This window comes from Kitasatospora sp. NPDC004272, assembly GCF_053603035.1.
Map to the genome: position 1 here is coordinate 1 of NZ_JBSGET010000079.1, position 15,623 is coordinate 15,623.

Genomic DNA, 15,623 nt, shown 5'->3' on the forward strand with positions numbered 1-15,623 from the left:
AACGAAGCCGACAAATCCCGTTGAGGACCCGAGGTCAGTCAGGAGGTGGGTCAGACCTGCCCGGGAACCGCTCATGAACATCCTCACTGTCAGGAGACGTTGACGTTGACGTCGTCGAGGACGAAGGAGGTCTGCTTGGTGTAGTCCTCGGCGCCGGTGAACTTCAGCGTGACGCTCTGGCCCGCGTAGCCGGCCAGGTTGAAGGTGCGCTGCTGGTAGCCGGTGGCGGCGTTGGTGTTGTTGTAGCCGGCGAGGGTGGTGCCGTTGGCGGTGACGGTGAGGGTGTCGAAGGCGCTGGTGCTGGAGGCGGCGCTGTCGATGTGCAGCCAGAAGCTCAGCGTGTAGGCGGCGCAGCCGGCCGGGAGGGTGACGGTCTGGGCGAGGGTGTCGGTGGTGGTGGTGCCGTAGCCGTCGAGCCAGGCGTCGTAGCTGCCGCTGTGGGCGGGCTCGCTGCTGCTGGAGTTGATGGTGCTGGTGCCGTTGCTGTTGGTCTCGGTCCAGCCGGAGGTGGAGCCGGTCTCGAAACCGGGGTTGGTGATCAGCTGGGCGGCGGTGCAGCCGGTGCCGCCGCCCGTGCCGCCGCCGGTGCCGGTGCCGCTGCTCTGGGCGAGCCAGGCGGTGGCGTTCAGGGCGAGGGCGGCGTCGGTGCCGGCCGGGTCGTTCCAGCCGTTGTAGAGGGTGTTGCCGGACTGGCCGGTGCCGTCGTCGATCGGGGAGGAGTCGCCCCAGATGGCGACCCGGCCGCTGCCGAAGGTGGAGGTGACGAAGGCGGCGCCGGTGTTGCCGCTGTAGCCGGTGCGGTAGAGCAGGCCCTTGACGGCGGGGTTGTCGGCGGGCTTGAGGGTGAAGGTGGTGCCGTTGCGGATGATCGAGCCGGTGACCTTGCCGAAGGAGCCGTTCAGCACCGGGTCGGTGGTGTCGGTGATCGCGCGCGGGTTGTCGGTGGTGATGTTCAGCAGGTCGACGGAGAAGCCGAACGGGTCGGTGTTGTCGACGCTGTTGGTGGTGAGCAGGTCGTTGATGATCGCCGGGGAGTCCCAGCCGTCGTTGTTGCGGTCGCTCTGGGTGTGGTCGGAGATCAGGAACAGGCCGCCGCCGTTCTGGACGAACTTCATCACGGCGGTCTTCTCGGCGTCGCTGAGCTTGACGTTGGGCTCGGGGAGCACGAACTCGTCAAAGTTGGCGAGGTCGAGCGCGCCGCCGGTGCCGTAGGTGATGGTGTTGCCGGCCGGGAGGGTCTTGAGGCTGTAGTTGCCGGTCTTCTGCAGGGCGACGCCCCAGGCGGAGATCGCGCCGGTCCAGGAGGTCTCGGTGCTCGGGTTGGCGTTCTGGGTGAGCGGGTCGGGCTGGCTGGTGGAGATGATCCAGTCGGCGTTCCCGGCGGTCTCGCCCTTGCTGTTGTCGAACAGCACCCGCTTGGGCGCGGTCACGGCGGTGGTGGCGGCGGTGGCGGTGCCGGCGGTGGTGGCGGTGGTGGCCGCCGAGGCGGGGTGCGGCTGGACGGTCGCGGCCGTGGCGGCGAGCACCAGGCCGGCCGCGGCGAGGGCGGCCGGGCGGACGGCCTTCGAAGCCCTGATCATCTGTCAATCTCCTCGTACCGTGGGAGGGGAGCGGCACAGACGTGCTGCGCTACGCGCGTAGGCGCACCGGCACGGTCCCATGGTGAGGTAAGCGGGGCTTGAACGGAACACGTCGACTCGGCGGAGTCCCGCTCGGTGTCGCCGCACGGAGCGACCAGCTGTGCGATGACGCACCATCAGGTGACCCGACCTCACGTACCGGACGTGCGGAGCCGGGAGTTGCCGCGCTCTTGCCAAAGTCCTGGGCGGCTTGTTTGGTGGAGGTCCGATCCGGCCGACGGGGTGCCGGTCGCGGAGGGGGACGCATGCGCGCGAGGGAGCTCGGGTACGCGGTGTCGGAGGAGCCGGCGATCTCGTTCGCCGCCACCGCACAGGCGGTCGCGGAGCGGCGGAGCGACCGGTGGAGACGCCGCGTCCTGCTGGCCTGCTATCCGGTTCTCGCCGCGGCGGCCACCTGGCTGGGATTCGCAACGAAGCCGGAAAACGGAATCGGCGCGTTCCTGGCGGCGGGCCTGCTCCTCCCCCTGCTGCTGGGCGCCCGCTCCATCGGGGAGAGGTACAAGCGCAGGGCGCTCCTGGAGAATGGCCCGTGGCAGGTCTGGCCGGTGCGGATGGAGCTGTACAAGGGGAACGCGTACAGCCCCAGGAGGGTGGTCCTGCTCCGCCCGGACGGCAGTGCGGAGCGGGCGTTCAAGGCGAAGGTGCCGGAGTCGGTGTGGCTCGGGTACACGGACGGGCTGGGACTGCTGTGGTTCTGCGGGGACCTGCGGTTCGGCGGGGTGATGGCGACCCCGGGGGGCTCCGCGCCCTGGTCCGCGGAGGTGATCGAGGAGGAGACCCGCGAGAGCGGACGACCCGACGAGGAGTCGCTCGTCGGCGACCTGGCCCGGGAGGCCATGCGGTCCGCCTTCCGGGAGTGGCTGGCCTGACGACGCTCCCGGACGCGTCGGCTCCGCCAGCACGGCAGCCCCGAAAGGGTGGGGTGCCCGCCGCGGCGCTCAGGCGTCGTCCGCGGCGGGCACCCCGTGGGGCGGTCCGGTCCACCAACCGGCCGCCCCCGTCAGGGGGTCGGGCTCACTGCGCGGTCAGCCGGAAGGACTGCGCGGAGCCGCCGGTGCAGGTCCACTGCTGGAGGCGGGCGCCGTCCGCGGTGGAGACGTCGGTGACGTCCAGGCACTTGCCGCTGTTGCGGTTGACCAGGGTCCAGCTGCCGTTGGCCTGCTGGACCGGCTTGAACTGCTGGTTGGCGCCCGAGGACCACTGCCAGGTCTGGAGCTTGGCCCCGTCGGCGGTGGCGGCCCCGGTCACGTCGAGCACCTGGGCGGTCGCGGCGGCGTTGCGGTTGGTGATCCGGTAGTAGCCGCTGTCGGTGGGGGTGAACTGCCACTGCTGGTTGGCGCCGGTGCCGCAGGCCCACTGCTGGACGGCGGTGCCGTTGGCGGTGCCCCAGCCGGTGGCGTCCACGCACTTGCCGGAGTTGGCGTTGGCCAGGGCGTACCAGGCCGCGGTGTCGATGCTCCCGCCCGTGCCCCCCGTGCCGCCGCCGGTGGGCGTGCCGGGCCAGGTGAAGGTGGCGACCGCGCCGGCCGGGAGGTCGTAGACCAGCGAGCGTCCGCCGTCGCTGATCGAGAAGTGCTGCGAGCCGCCGGTGGCGTTGAGCACCACCGCGCCGCGCGAGCCGTCCGGGTTCAGGAAGGCGACGTCCTGCAGGCCGCCGCTGCCCTGGCTGGTGGAGCCGATCCGGTGGGCACCCGGCCGGACGAACTTGGAGACGTGGCCGAGCACGTAGTACTCGGCGTTCTTGCTGTACGTGCCGCCCGCGACCTCCAGCACGCCGTTGCAGGTGGTGGAGCAGTTGCCGTACTGCGGGCCGCCGTTGGCGTCCAGCGCGACGTTCCACAGCACGGCGGTGCGGCCGCCGCTGCGCAGGTTGCGGATGATCAGGTTCTCGGTCTGCCACTTCAGCGTGTTGCTGAAGGTCTGCGCCGGGGTGGCCGAGTCGGTGCCGGTGCACTCGGTGAAGAACACCGCCTTCCCGGTGTTCGCGACCTGCTGTTCGGCCTCGGGCTGGCCGCCGTAGCAGTGGAACGCGGCGCCCTTGAGCCGGGCCACCGAGGCGTCCTGGGAGAGCACGCCCAGCGGGAACGAGGTGTCGTCCCAGTTGTGGTCGTACGCGTAGAGGTCGGTGGGCAGGCCCGCTGCGGTCAGCTTGCCGTCCAACACCTTGATGAAGTCGGCCTGTTGGGCGGCCGTCATCCCGGTCGAGGGGTAAGTGGTCTGGAACTTGGGCTCGTTGGCCACCGTCAGGTCGCTGATCGGGGCGCCCGCCGCGCCGTACGCCTGGATCGCCTTGACCAGGTAGTCGGCGAAGTCCCCGTAGTTCTCCGGCTTCAGGCTGCCGCCGTTCAGCGAGTTGGAGGTCTTCATCCAGGCGGGCGGCGACCACGGGGTGCCCATGATCCGGATGTTCGGGTTGACGGCGCGGGCCTGGTTGATCGCGGGCAGGATCTCCTGCTGGTCGCGGGCGATCGAGAACGAGCCCCTGGTGTCCTCGTACGAGTAGAACGGCAGGTGGGAGACGAAGTCGGAGGCGCCGAGCGGCTGGCGCAGGTAGTTGAGGCCGATGCCGCCGCCCGCGGTGGAGAACAGGTCGTTCATCAGGTTGGCCCGGGTGGTCGCGGAGAGCCCGGCCACCAGGTGGGCGGAGGACTCGGTGAACGCGGCGCCGAAGCCGACCAGCGGCTGCTGGACGTCGGCCGCGTTCACCGCGATGTCCTGCGCCTGCGGGGCGGTGGCGGAGAACGGGACGGAAGCGGCCTGCGCCAGGCGGCTGTTGCCGTCGGCGGTGGTGATCCAGACCTGGGCGGTGGTGTCGGCCGCCTGGGCGGCCGTTCCGCCGGCGGTGGCCAGGCCGGCGGCGGCCAGCGCGAGGGCCACGGCGAGGCGGACGGGGCGGTGCGGTCCGTGCATGGGACTGCTCCTCGTGGGGGGTGGGGGTGTTGGCACTACGGGGCACTACGGGGTGCTGCGAGATGGGGCGGTGCGGGGTGCTGCGGTGCGGGGTGGGGCGGTACGGGGTGGGGCCCGCGGGGCATCGGGTGCTTCGCGGGTCGGCAGGGGTCAGCGGTAGAGCCGGACGTCCGCGAGGCTCCACCAGCCGGGCGCGGCGGCCGTGCCGGTGATCCGCAGGTAGCGGGCCCGGGTGTCGCGCGGCAGGTCGACGGTGGTCAGCTGGCCGGCGCCGGCGCCGGTGGCGAGGGGGCGCCAGCGGGTGCCGTCCTCGCTCGCCTCGATCCGCCAACCCCGGGCGTAGTCACCGGTGTTGTCGCCGCTGTCGAGGGCGATCCGGTCGAAGGCGGTGCGCCGTCCGAGGTCGATCCGCAGATACTGGCCGGGGGCCTGGGCCTGGCCGGTGCTCCACCGGGTGGAGGCGTCCGCGTCGATCGCCAGCCGGGCGTCGGCGGCGGCCGGCTGGGCGGTGGCGGTGGCGCCGGTGAGCGGCACCTCGCGCCGGTCCGGCTTCGGCGCACCGGACTTCGGCCAGCGGAAGGTGGCGAGCGCGCCGCCGGGCAGGGTGTACTCGAAGCTCTGCCCGCCGACCGCGACGGCGAAGTCGCGCGGCGCGTCGTTCTCGTTGTGCACGACCAGCACGGTCGACCCGTCCGGGTCGGTGAACGCGACGTCGGTCACCTGCCCGTTCCAGCCCGGCGTTCCGAAGCTGGTGCTAGCGATCCGGACGGCGCCGGGGCGGACGAACTTCGACAGGTGGCCGATGGTGTAGTACTCGGCGCCGGTGGTCACGTTGTGGTCGTCGTGCACGGTCAGCAGCGCGGTGCAGGTGCCGCAGCCGCCGTTGTGCGGGCCGTCGTGCTCGTCCAGTGCGATGTTCCAATTGAGCACGGACTTGGCCCAGTTGCGGGTCGCGCCGACGGTCAGGTTGCGGGCGTGCCAGGTGAGCGTCCCACGGAAGGTCTGTGCGGGGGTGTCGTCGGGGCCGTGCGAGCCGGAGCACTCGGTGAACCAGATGCCCTTGTCCGGGTGCGCGTCGTGCAGCGCGCTCTGCGCGGACGGGTCGCCCGCGTAGCAGTGGTAGGCCGTCCCGGCCAGCCACTTGGCGGCGTCGCCGTCCAGCAGCCGGTAGGGGTAGTCGGTCTCCGGGTCCTCGCCGGGCGGGGTGTTGCGGACGTCGTCGGGGTGGGTGGCCCAGTTGTGGTCGTACCCGAGGATCTTCGTGCGCGGGCTGGCCTTCTTCAGCAGCGGCCCGAGCGCCTCGATCACCTTCTCCTCCTGCTCGGCGGTCAGGTCGGTGCCCGGGTAGGCGTTGGGCTTGCGGTTCTGCGGCTCGTTCTGCACGGTCAGGTAGTCCACCGGGACGCCCGCCGCCGCGTACGCCTGCACGAACTTCACCAGGTAGCGGGCGTAGGCGTCGTAGACCGCCGGGTCGTCCTTGAGCTTGCCCTCCAGCAGTGAGTCGCCGGTCTTCATCCAGGCCGGCGGGCTCCACGGCGTCGCCACCACGGTCAGTTCCGGGTCGAGCTGCCGGGCCCGGCGCAGCAGCGGGAGGATCTGCCGTTCGTCGTGGGCGATCGAGAAGTGCGCCAGCGCGAAGTCGCTCTGCCCGGCGGGGACGTCGTCGTAGGTGTAGTGCGCGGCGGCGGCGGTGAAGTCGGAGGAGCCGATCGGCTGGCGCAGCATGCTGATGCCGATCCCGTCGGCGGGGTCGAAGAGGCGGCGCAGCGCGGCGTCCCGGTCGGCCGGGGGCAGCGAGCTCAGCACGGCGGCGGCGGAGTCGGTGACCGAGGCGCCGAAGCCGTCCATCCGCTGGAAGGTCTGCGTCGGGTCGACGGTGATGGTGGCGCGGGCGGAGGCGCCCCGGTGGAACGCCACCGAGGGGCGCTGGTGCAGCAGTTCGGCGCCGTCCGGGGTGGTGACCCAGACCTCGACCCCGGCGGCGGGCCGGTGCGGGGGCGCGGGGGCGGCGCCCGCCAGGCCCAGGGTCAGGGCGGCGGCGGTGGCGGCGCCGAGCACGCGTCGGTACATCGGATTCCTCTCCCCATGGCTTCATGACGTCACGTCTTCATGAAACAAAATGAAACATTTCTGCAATCCGCGCAGTGCGTTCAGGAAACGGCACCGGCTTTCCCCGTGTCAAGATTCATGCACGCCTTACGAGTTGGGAGATGTAAGATCGCTTCCATGAAACGAAACAATGAAACACATGGGTAGGCCGAAGTCCGCGCGGGTCACCGTCCGGGAGATCGCCGCCGCCGCCGGGGTCTCCCCCGCCACCGTCTCCCGCGTCCTCACCGGTCAGGCCACCGTCTCCGAACGGACCGAGGCCGCCGTCCGCGACGCGATGGAACGCCTCGGCGCCCCCGGCCCCCACCCCGCCGCCGCCGCCAAGCGGACCGCCCGGCCCGGCGCCGTCTTCGTCCGCTGCCCCTACCTGCTCACCGACTACTTCGGCACCATCGTCACCGCCGTCGCCGAGGCGCTCGACCGGCACGGCCGGGAACTGATCCTCAGCGCGGGCAGCTCCGCCCAGCACAACGGGGCCCTCGCCGGGCTCCCCCGCCGCCGCGACCTCGCCGGGGCGCTGCTCGTCCTCCCGGTCGAGGACGGCGCCGAACTGGAGCAACTGCGCCGCCAGGACTTCCCGTTCGTCGTCATCGACCCGCGCACCCCCGTCCCCCGCGACATCGCCGCCGTCTCCGCCTCGCACTTCACCGGCGCCCGCAACCTCACCGCCCACCTGGTCGCCCTCGGCCACCGCCGGATCGGCTTCATCAACGGCCCGGAGGACTGGCTCGCCTCCGCCTCCCGCTTCGCCGGCCACACCGCGGCCCTCGCCGAGGCCGGCGTCCTGATCCCGCCGGAGCTCGTCACCAGCATCGAACCCACCAGCGACTGGGGCCACACCGCCGCCGGCCGCCTCCTCGACCTCCCCGACCGCCCCACCGCCCTGGTCGCCTTCAACGACAAGGCCGCCATCGGCGCCCTCCGCGCCGCCCACGTCCGCGGCCTGCGCGTCCCCCTGGACCTCTCCGTCGTCGGCTTCGACGACGAGTACCTCAGCCGCACCTCCGTCCCCGCCCTCACCACCGTCCGCCAACCCCTCGAAGAACTCGGCGGCCTGGCCGTCAGCCTCCTCCTCCGCCTCCTGGAGGGCACCGCCGTCGAAGCCCTGCACGTCGAACTCGCCACCGAACTCATCGTCCGCGACTCCACCGGCCCGGCGCCGGACGCCCTCCGGCGGGGACGACCGTGAACTGACGGCCCGTCAGGAAGCTGCCGTGTTTGCCGATCCGCGGACGGGTCACCCGATGCCGGGAGCGAACCGAACCGGGGGCGGCCCCGGGCGGGCGCCCCTCGTGTCAGGAGGCAGAGCATGTCCAGCGGTCTGATCGTGGCGGTCGTCGTGATCGTCCTGGTGGTGGCGGCGCTCGGCGCGTTCGCCTTCCACCGCCACCAGCAGCAGCACCCCAGCCTGAGCCGCCGGTTCGGGCCCGAGTACGAGCGCACCGTCGCCCGGCACGGCGGCGACACCGCCGCGGCCGAGCGCGAGCTCGCCGAGCGGGTGGAGCGGCACCGGGAGTTGACCCTGACCCCGCTGAGCGCGGCCGAGCGTGCGCGGGCCGAGGAGCAGTGGGCGCAGGTGAAGGCGCGCTTCGTGGACGATCCCCGGCAGGCGCTGGCCAACGCGGAGGCGCTGCTGGCCCGGGTGGCCCGGGACCGCGGCTACCCGGACTCCGACGTGGACGCGCAGATCGACACCATCTCGGTCGACCACGGCGAGCACGTCGAGTCCTACCGGACGCTGCGCGCGCTCTCCCGGCCGGACGGCACCGCAGGCTCCTCGGCGACCGAGGAGCAGCGCGCGGCCCTGGTCCGGGCCCGGGAGCTGTTCACCGCGCTGGTCGGCGGCGGCGAGCCGGAGCGCGTCCCCGCCCGCCGGACGGCCGGGGCCGGAACGCCGTCCGCCGGGCGGGTGCCGACCCAGCACGGGCACCACGCCTGAGCCCCCGCCGGAATCCCCCGCCGCCCCACCGTTCCCCGAGGAGGAGGACAGCATGACCACCAACGACCGCGCCACCGACCACACCACCGACCGCGCGCCCGGCAAGGGCCCGAACCCCGCCCGAGGCCGCTTCGTCTCCACCACCGGCCCCACCACCGGCACCGGCACCGGCACCGGCACCGGCACCGGCACCGGCACCAACAACGGCCCCACCACCGGCACCGGACAGGACCTCGGCCCGGCGCCTTCGACCGGCTCCCCCCGCCCCGCGCCCGTGCCCGCCCCGGCGCCGGCCTCCGAGCGGGCCGACGTCCTCGACTCCGCCCTCGACCCCGCCACCGCCGACCTGTCGAAGGCCGCCGTCCCCGCCCGCCCGCGCTCCACCGCCGGGAACCCGTCCGCCGGGAGCGACACCGACCCGCTCCTGCCGCCGGAGCTCACCTCCCGGCTGACCGGCCGGCTCGACCACGCGGTGGGCAGCTTCGTCGACGACCCGGACCAGGCCGTACGGGAGGCGGACGAGGCCCTGGACGAGACGGTCCGCGAACTGACCGGCCGCCTGCAGGAACGCCGTGCCTCGCTGCGCGACGCCTGGCGGACCGACGGCGACCGGTCCCCCGCCGACGCCCCCTCCCGCACCGAGGACCTGCGCCTGTCCCTGCGTGCCTACCGCGACCTGCTGCAGCACCTGCTCGCGGCCTGACCCCGCCGTCCCCTCCCGGGAGCGACGGCAACGGCGAAGGGCCCGACCACCGCACGGGTGGTCGGGCCCTTCGCCGCAACGGACCGGAAGCGGCCGGGAGCGGCCGGAGCCAACCGAACCCGACCGGAGCCGACCGGGAGCGGCCGGAACGGCTACCCGACCGACGAGTACGCGATGATGCCGCGCCGCATGCCGTCGACCGCCTTGCGGGCGGTCTTGCGCAGGTCGGCGTTGTCGCCCGCCGCGTCCTGGATCTGGCCGAGGACGTCGATCAGCTGCTTGGTCCAGCGGACGAAGTCGCCGGCCGGCATCTCGGCGTCGCGCAGCACGGCGTCGAGGTCGTGGCCGAGCGCCCAGCGGTAGGCCGTCCAGGCGAAGCCGAGGTCGGGTTCGCGCTGGCCGACGCCCTCGGCGGTGGAGATCTTGTGCTGCTCCTCCAGGTCGTCGAGCCGGCTCCAGATCCGGACCATCTTGCCGAGCGCGTCCTTGGCGCCGCCCTCGGGGACGCGCGGGGCGGTCGCGTCGTCGGACTGGCGGGCCTCGTAGACCAGCGCGGAGGCGCAGGCGGCGAGTTCGGCGGCGGCCAGGCCGTCCCAGACGCCCTCGCGGATGCACTCGGAGGCGAGCAGGTCGAGTTCGCCGTAGAGCCGGGCGAGGCGCTTGCCGTCGGCGGTGACGGTGTCGGCGCTGAGGTAGCCGAGGTCGGCGAGCAGGCCGCAGACCCGGTCGAAGGTGCGGGCGATGGTGTGGGTGCGCGAGCGCATCCGGCGTTCGAGGAGTTCGGTGTCGCGGTGCAGGCGGTGGTAGCGCTCGGACCAGCGGGCGTGGTCCTCGCGCTCGTCGCAGCCGTGGCAGGGGTGCTGGCGCAGGGCGGTGCGCAGCCGGCTGATCTCGGGGTCGTCGGCGGCGGCGGCGCGGCCCTTGCGGTGGCGCTCGGGTTCGAGGTGGCCGGCCTTGGTGCGCAGCGCGGAGGCGAGGTCGCGGCGGGACTGCGGGCTGCGCGGGTTGAAGGACTTGGGGATGCGCATCCGGTCCACGGCGGCGACGGGGTACGGGAAGTCGATCATCGCGAGGCGCTTGACCTGGCGTTCGGCGGTGAGCACGACAGGGCGCGGCCCGTCCTGGAAGTCGGGGTGCCTGGGGCCGCCGCGGCTGTGCCCGTTGCGGCTGACCGGCGGCAGGCCGGGGTCGAGGACGAGCGCGAGGCCGGCGAACTTGCCGGTCGGGACGTGGATGATGTCGCCGGGCTTGAGCTGTTCGATCGCCTCGACGGCGGCGTTCCGGCGCTGGCTGGAGCCTTCCCGGGCGAGCGCGTTCTCGCGGTCCTTGAGGTCGCGGCGCAGCTGCATGTACTCGTCGAAGTCGCCCAGGTGGCAGGTCATCGACTCGCGGTAGCCCTCCAGGCCCTCCTCGTTGCGCTGCACCTGGCGGGCGATGCCGACCACCGAGCGGTCGGCCTGGAACTGCGCGAAGGAGGTCTCCAGCAGTTCCCGGGAGCGGTGCCGCCCGAACTGGCCGACCAGGTTGACGGCCATGTTGTAGGAGGGGCGGAAGGAGGACTTGAGCGGGTAGGTGCGGGTGCCGGCCAGGCCGGCCAGCGCCTCCGGGTCGAGGCCGCGCTGCCACAGGACCACGGCGTGGCCCTCGACGTCGATGCCGCGGCGGCCGGCCCGGCCGGTGAGCTGGGTGTACTCGCCGGGGGTGATGTCGGCGTGGGTCTCGCCGTTCCACTTGACCAGCTTCTCCATGACCACCGAGCGGGCGGGCATGTTGATGCCGAGGGCGAGCGTCTCGGTGGCGAAGACCGCCTTGACCAGGCCCTGGACGAACAGCTCCTCGACGACCTCCTTGAACCGGGGCAGCATGCCGGCGTGGTGGGCGGCGATGCCGCGCTCCAGGCCGTCCAGCCACTCGTAGTAGCCGAGGACGTGCAGGTCCTCGTCGGGGATGTCGCGGCAGCGCTCCTCGACGAACTGGCGGACCTTGAAGCGGTCGGCGTCCCGGTTCAGCCGCAGGCCGGAGTTGAGGCACTGCTGGACGGCGGCCTCGCAGCCGGCCCGGCTGAAGATGAAGGTGATCGCGGGCAGCAGGCCCTCGGCGTCGAGCCGGTCGATCACGTCGACCCGGTTCGGCGTCCAGACCCGGCCGGGGCGGCCGGCGGGCATCGAGCGGCCGCGGCCGCGGGCGAACCGGTCGCGGCCGCGGTCGGCCTCGGAGCGGGCGAGCCGGACGAGTTCGGGGTTGACCGCCTTGGCGGGGTTCTTCAGGCTGCCCTTGGGGCGGCCGTCCCGGTCGGGGCTGGCGAACAGGTCGTACATCCGGTTGCCGGCCATCACGTGCTGCCAGAGCGGGACGGGGCGGTGCTCGGAGACGATCACCTCGGTGCCGCCGCGGACGGTGTCCAGCCAGTCGCCGAACTCCTCGGCGTTGGAGACGGTCGCGGAGAGCGACACCAGGGTCACCGACTCGGGGAGGTGGATGATGACCTCCTCCCAGACCGCGCCGCGGAACCGGTCGGCGAGGTAGTGCACCTCGTCCATCACCACGTAGCCGAGGCCGTCGAGGGCGTTGGAGCCCGCGTACAGCATGTTGCGCAGGACCTCGGTGGTCATCACGACGACCGGCGCGTCCCCGTTGACGGAGTTGTCGCCGGTGAGCAGGCCGACCTTGGCCTGGCCGTAGCGCTTGACCAGGTCTCCGTACTTCTGGTTCGACAGCGCCTTGATCGGCGTGGTGTAGAAGCACTTGCGGCCGCCGGCCAATGCCAGGTGCACCGCGAACTCGCCGACGATGGTCTTGCCGGAGCCGGTGGGGGCGGCGACCAGGACGCCCTTGCCCTCCTCCAGCGTGCGGCAGGCGCGGAGCTGGAAGTCGTCGAGCGGGAAGTCGTACAGCTGCCGGAAGCCGTACAGGGCGGTGGCCTGCTCCTTGGCGCGCTCGCGCGAGGCGGCGTAGCGCTCGGCGGGGCTGAGCTCCTCCTCCGCGCGGTCGGCGGCGGCGCGGGCCGCGGGGTCGAGCTGCTCCTCGGGCGTGGGGCTGGTGGGCACTGGCGTCACCTGTTCTTCCCGTGAGTGTGGCCGGACGAGAACGCAGACGGCGACGCCTGCGGCTGCGGGGCCGTGGCCGCGGACGGCGACGGGGCGCAGCGGGTGCGTGGGGTGTGGTGATCGAGCATCTCAGCCTGAGATTACCCGTCTGGAGTGACATCAACATCAGACTTTTCCGGCAGTTCTCCGATGATGTGCCCACGTCAGGCGAGGGTCGGCGCCCGGCCCGCGCCGCGGTCGGCACCGCGCTCCGGACCGGGTTCCCCGACGGCGGCTGCAGGAATCGTGCACGCGTGAACTGTTCACATCCTGAGTTGCAAATGTCTTCATGTGGTCAGCGAATCGGCACGGACCGATCAGAGAAGAGCCAGAAACGAAAGATTCCGATCAACACTCGGCCGCAGTGCGATCCCGTTCCTACAGTCGTGCCGAACCGATCACGACCAGGACAGGAGACACGGCGATGGCGAACCTCGAAACCTCGCTCAAGGAAGCCATGACCATCGAAGGAGCCATCGGGGTCGCCCTGGTGGACTACGGCAGCGGCATGGCGCTCGGCACCCTCGGGGACGGCGGCGAGATCGACCTGAACGTCGCCGCGGCCGCCAACACGGACCTGGTCCGTGCCAAGATGCGGGCGATGGAAATGCTCAATCTCCACGACGACGGCATCGAGGACATCCTGGTCACCCTGACCGGCCAGTACCACCTGATCCGGCCGCTCACCACGTCCAGCGGGCGCGGCCTGTTCCTGTACCTCGCGCTCAACCGCAGCCGGTCCAACCTGGCGATGGCCCGGCACCAGTTGAAGCGGATCGAGTCGACGCTGGAGGTCTGAGCGCGGGGCGGCGGCCCGGGTGCCGCCGGAAAAGGGGAGGAAGCATGCCCGTACCGCTGTACCAGGCCAAGGCCGAGTTCTTCCGGATGCTCGGCCACCCGGTGCGAATCCGGGTCCTCGAACTGCTCCAGGCCGGACCGACCCCGGTGCGCGACCTGCTGCCCGAGCTGGACGTCGAGCCGTCCAACCTCTCCCAGCAGCTCGCCATCCTGCGCCGCTCCGGCCTGGTCACCGCCACCCGCGAGGGTTCCACCGTCGTCTACGCCCTGGCCGGCGCGGACGTCGCCGAACTGCTCCGGACGGCCCGCCGGATCCTCACCGAACTGCTCGCCGACCAGGGCATGCTGCTGGAGGAGCTCCGCGCCGCCCGCTGACCGGCCGGCTCCGGCCCCGGGGCGGCCCGCCGGCGCCCCGGGGCCGGCCCGTCGGGGGAGCTTCCGCTCGGCCCGGCGGCCCGTCAGGGGAGCTTCTGCTCGGCCCAGATGACCTTGCCGTCCTCGGTGTACCTGGTGCCCCAGCGCTGGGCGATCTGCCCGACCAGGAACAGTCCGCGCCCGCCCTCGTCGGTGGCGGCGGCGAGCCGGACCCGGGGCGAGGTGCTGCTGGCGTCCGCGACCTGGCAGATCAGGGTCCGCCCGTACAGCAGCCGCACCGCGACCGGGGCGGCCCCGTAGCGGATGGCGTTGGTGACCAGTTCGCTGAGGATCAGCTCGGTGCCGGTCTCCAGCTCCTCCAGGCCCCAGCGGCGCAGTTGGGCGGTGGCCGCGGCACGGACGGCGGCGACCGCCGAGGGGTCGCTCGGGACGCTCCACTCGGCGGTCCGGTCCGCGGGCACCGCCCGGGTACGGGCGACGAGCAGCGCCACGTCGTCGCCCGAGTCGGTGGGGAGCATCGCGTCCAGGACGTTCCGGCAGGTCTGCTCGGGGGTGCGCCCGGGGTGGGCGAGGGCCCCGCGCAGCCGGTCCAGGCCGACGTCGATGTCCTCGGTGCGGGACTCCACCAGCCCGTCGGTGTAGAGGACCAGCCGGCTCCCCTCGGGGATGTCGAGTTCCACGGTGGTGAAGGGCAGTCCGCGCAGGCCGAGCGGCGGGCCGGTCGGGGTGTCGGGGATGTCGACCGTGCCGTCGGGGCGGACCAGGACGAGCGGGAGGTGTCCGGCGCGGGCGAGCTGGCAGCGGCGGGTGACCGGGTCGTAGATCGCGTAGAGGCAGGTCGCGCCGATGATCGCGCCCTCGCGGCCGCCGGCCGTCTCCTCCTCGTCGATCTGGGCGACGACCTCGTCGAGGTGGGTGAGGAGTTCGTCGGGCGGCAGGTCGAGCATCGCGAAGTTCCGCACGGCGGTGCGCAGTCGGCCCATGGTGGCGGCGGCGTGCAGGCCGTGGCCGACCACGTCGCCGACGACCAGGGCGACCCGGGCGCCGGAGAGCGGGATGACGTCGTACCAGTCGCCGCCGACCCCGGCGTGCGCGGGCAGGTAGCGGTGGGCGGCCTCGACGGCCTCGTGCTCGGGGAGGTCGCGGGGCAGCAGGCTGCGCTGGAGGGTGACGGCGAGCGGGTGGCCGCCGCTGATGGCGGCGGCGAGCTGTTCCTGACTGGTGTACCGGGCTTCGAACAGGCCGTTGTTGCGGCCCAGGCGGAGGACGGCGATCCGGTCGGCGACGGCCTGGACGTCGTCCAGGTTGTGGCTGACCACGATCACGGCGCGGCCCTCGTCCCGCAGCCGGCGGATCAGGCCGAGCACCCGGACGGTCTGCTCCACGGTGAGCCCGGTGGCGGGCTCGTCGAGGACGATCAGGTCGGGCTCGGTGAGCACGGCCCGGGCGATGGAGACCGCCTGCCGCTGGTCCATGGTGAACGTCCCGACCGGGGTCCGGACGCTGGGGAGGCTGATGGAGAGCCGTTTCAGCAGTGCACAGGAACGTTTCTCCATCTCGATCTCGCGGAGCACCCCGAACCGGCGCAGCTCCCGGCCGAGGTACAGGTTGGCCACGGTGTCCAGCCGGTCGACGAGCGACTGGTCCTGGTGGACGGTGGCGATGCCGAGCCGCTGGGCGTCGGCGGGCCGGCGCAGGACGACCGGGCGGCCCTGCCACTCGGCGCGCCCCGCGTCGGCCGGGGCGGTCGCGGAGACGACCTTGACCAGGGTGCTCTTGCCCGCCCCGCTGTCGCCGACCAGACCGAGGACCTGGCCGCGCTCCACCTGGAGGTCGACCGCGTCGAGGGCCCTGACCACGCCGTAGTGCTTGGTGATCCCGCGCAGGGACAGCAGCGGCACCCGGGGCACTGGCCCACCTCCACATCCTCCGCGGCCCGCCGGTGCGGACCGGACCGGCGCCCCGCCCGGACGCCGGTCCGGGGGTGCCCGCGGCACGGGCTCTCCACCCTGGCACCGGCGGCCCGGACGGCACCGGCGGGACACGCCCGGGCAACCCGTTCA

11 protein-coding genes are annotated in these 15,623 nt (G+C 72.8%); 6 read left to right on the forward strand and 5 right to left on the reverse strand.

Annotated features, from left to right (window positions below):
• Nucleotides 1–89 precede the first annotated feature (89 nt).
• Nucleotides 90–1,580, reverse strand: a complete 1,491-nt coding sequence (locus tag ACWEO5_RS23270; RefSeq protein WP_452164216.1) for a hydrolase — start codon at nucleotides 1,578–1,580, stop codon at nucleotides 90–92.
• Nucleotides 1,581–1,885: 305 nt separating this feature from the next.
• On the opposite strand from ACWEO5_RS23270, the gene ACWEO5_RS23275 reads away from it, so the two are divergent.
• The gene (locus ACWEO5_RS23275; RefSeq protein ID WP_452164218.1) at nucleotides 1,886–2,509 is read left to right on the forward strand and encodes a hypothetical protein; all 624 of its coding nucleotides are present in this window, start codon (nucleotides 1,886–1,888) and stop codon (nucleotides 2,507–2,509) included.
• A 145-nt stretch (nucleotides 2,510–2,654) separates the two neighbouring features.
• Here ACWEO5_RS23275 and ACWEO5_RS23280 read toward each other — a convergent pair whose 3' ends face one another.
• Together ACWEO5_RS23280 and ACWEO5_RS23285 are read right to left on the reverse strand one after the other, a co-directional pair.
• Complete coding sequence (locus tag ACWEO5_RS23280) at nucleotides 2,655–4,550, reverse strand: RICIN domain-containing protein (RefSeq protein WP_452164219.1); 1,896 nt, start codon at nucleotides 4,548–4,550, stop codon at nucleotides 2,655–2,657.
• 150 nt (nucleotides 4,551–4,700) lie between these two features.
• Nucleotides 4,701–6,620 carry a discoidin domain-containing protein gene (locus ACWEO5_RS23285; protein ID WP_452164220.1) on the reverse strand — a complete coding sequence of 640 codons (1,920 nt, stop codon included), beginning with the start codon at nucleotides 6,618–6,620 and terminating at the stop codon, nucleotides 4,701–4,703.
• A 178-nt stretch (nucleotides 6,621–6,798) separates the two neighbouring features.
• Here ACWEO5_RS23285 and ACWEO5_RS23290 point away from each other — a divergent pair, with 178 nt between their 5' ends.
• The 3 genes from ACWEO5_RS23290 to ACWEO5_RS23300 all read left to right on the forward strand — a co-directional run bounded on the left by ACWEO5_RS23290 (nucleotide 6,799) and on the right by ACWEO5_RS23300 (nucleotide 9,301).
• Nucleotides 6,799–7,848 (forward strand): LacI family DNA-binding transcriptional regulator, encoded by a 1,050-nt coding sequence (locus ACWEO5_RS23290; protein ID WP_452164221.1) that lies wholly within the window; start codon nucleotides 6,799–6,801, stop codon nucleotides 7,846–7,848.
• Nucleotides 7,849–7,968: 120 nt separating this feature from the next.
• Nucleotides 7,969–8,598, forward strand: a complete 630-nt coding sequence (locus ACWEO5_RS23295; RefSeq protein ID WP_452164223.1) for a hypothetical protein — start codon at nucleotides 7,969–7,971, stop codon at nucleotides 8,596–8,598.
• Nucleotides 8,599–8,650: 52 nt separating this feature from the next.
• Complete coding sequence (locus ACWEO5_RS23300; RefSeq protein WP_452164224.1) at nucleotides 8,651–9,301, forward strand: hypothetical protein; 651 nt, start codon at nucleotides 8,651–8,653, stop codon at nucleotides 9,299–9,301.
• Nucleotides 9,302–9,453: 152 nt separating this feature from the next.
• Here ACWEO5_RS23300 and ACWEO5_RS23305 read toward each other — a convergent pair whose 3' ends face one another.
• Nucleotides 9,454–12,348 (reverse strand): DEAD/DEAH box helicase, encoded by a 2,895-nt coding sequence (locus ACWEO5_RS23305; RefSeq protein WP_452164225.1) that lies wholly within the window; start codon nucleotides 12,346–12,348, stop codon nucleotides 9,454–9,456.
• 463 nt (nucleotides 12,349–12,811) lie between these two features.
• Between ACWEO5_RS23305 and ACWEO5_RS23310 the strand changes: the two genes are divergently transcribed.
• Entirely contained in the window at nucleotides 12,812–13,186 is a 375-nt protein-coding gene (locus ACWEO5_RS23310) for a hypothetical protein (RefSeq protein ID WP_014139772.1), read from the forward strand.
• A 44-nt stretch (nucleotides 13,187–13,230) separates the two neighbouring features.
• Complete coding sequence (locus ACWEO5_RS23315; protein ID WP_452164226.1) at nucleotides 13,231–13,560, forward strand: ArsR/SmtB family transcription factor; 330 nt, start codon at nucleotides 13,231–13,233, stop codon at nucleotides 13,558–13,560.
• Between the two features lie 83 nt (nucleotides 13,561–13,643).
• On the opposite strand, the gene ACWEO5_RS23320 is transcribed toward ACWEO5_RS23315, so the two are convergent.
• Nucleotides 13,644–15,605 carry a SpoIIE family protein phosphatase gene (locus tag ACWEO5_RS23320; protein ID WP_452164228.1) on the reverse strand — a complete coding sequence of 654 codons (1,962 nt, stop codon included), beginning with the start codon at nucleotides 15,603–15,605 and terminating at the stop codon, nucleotides 13,644–13,646.
• Nucleotides 15,606–15,623: the final 18 nt, after the last annotated feature.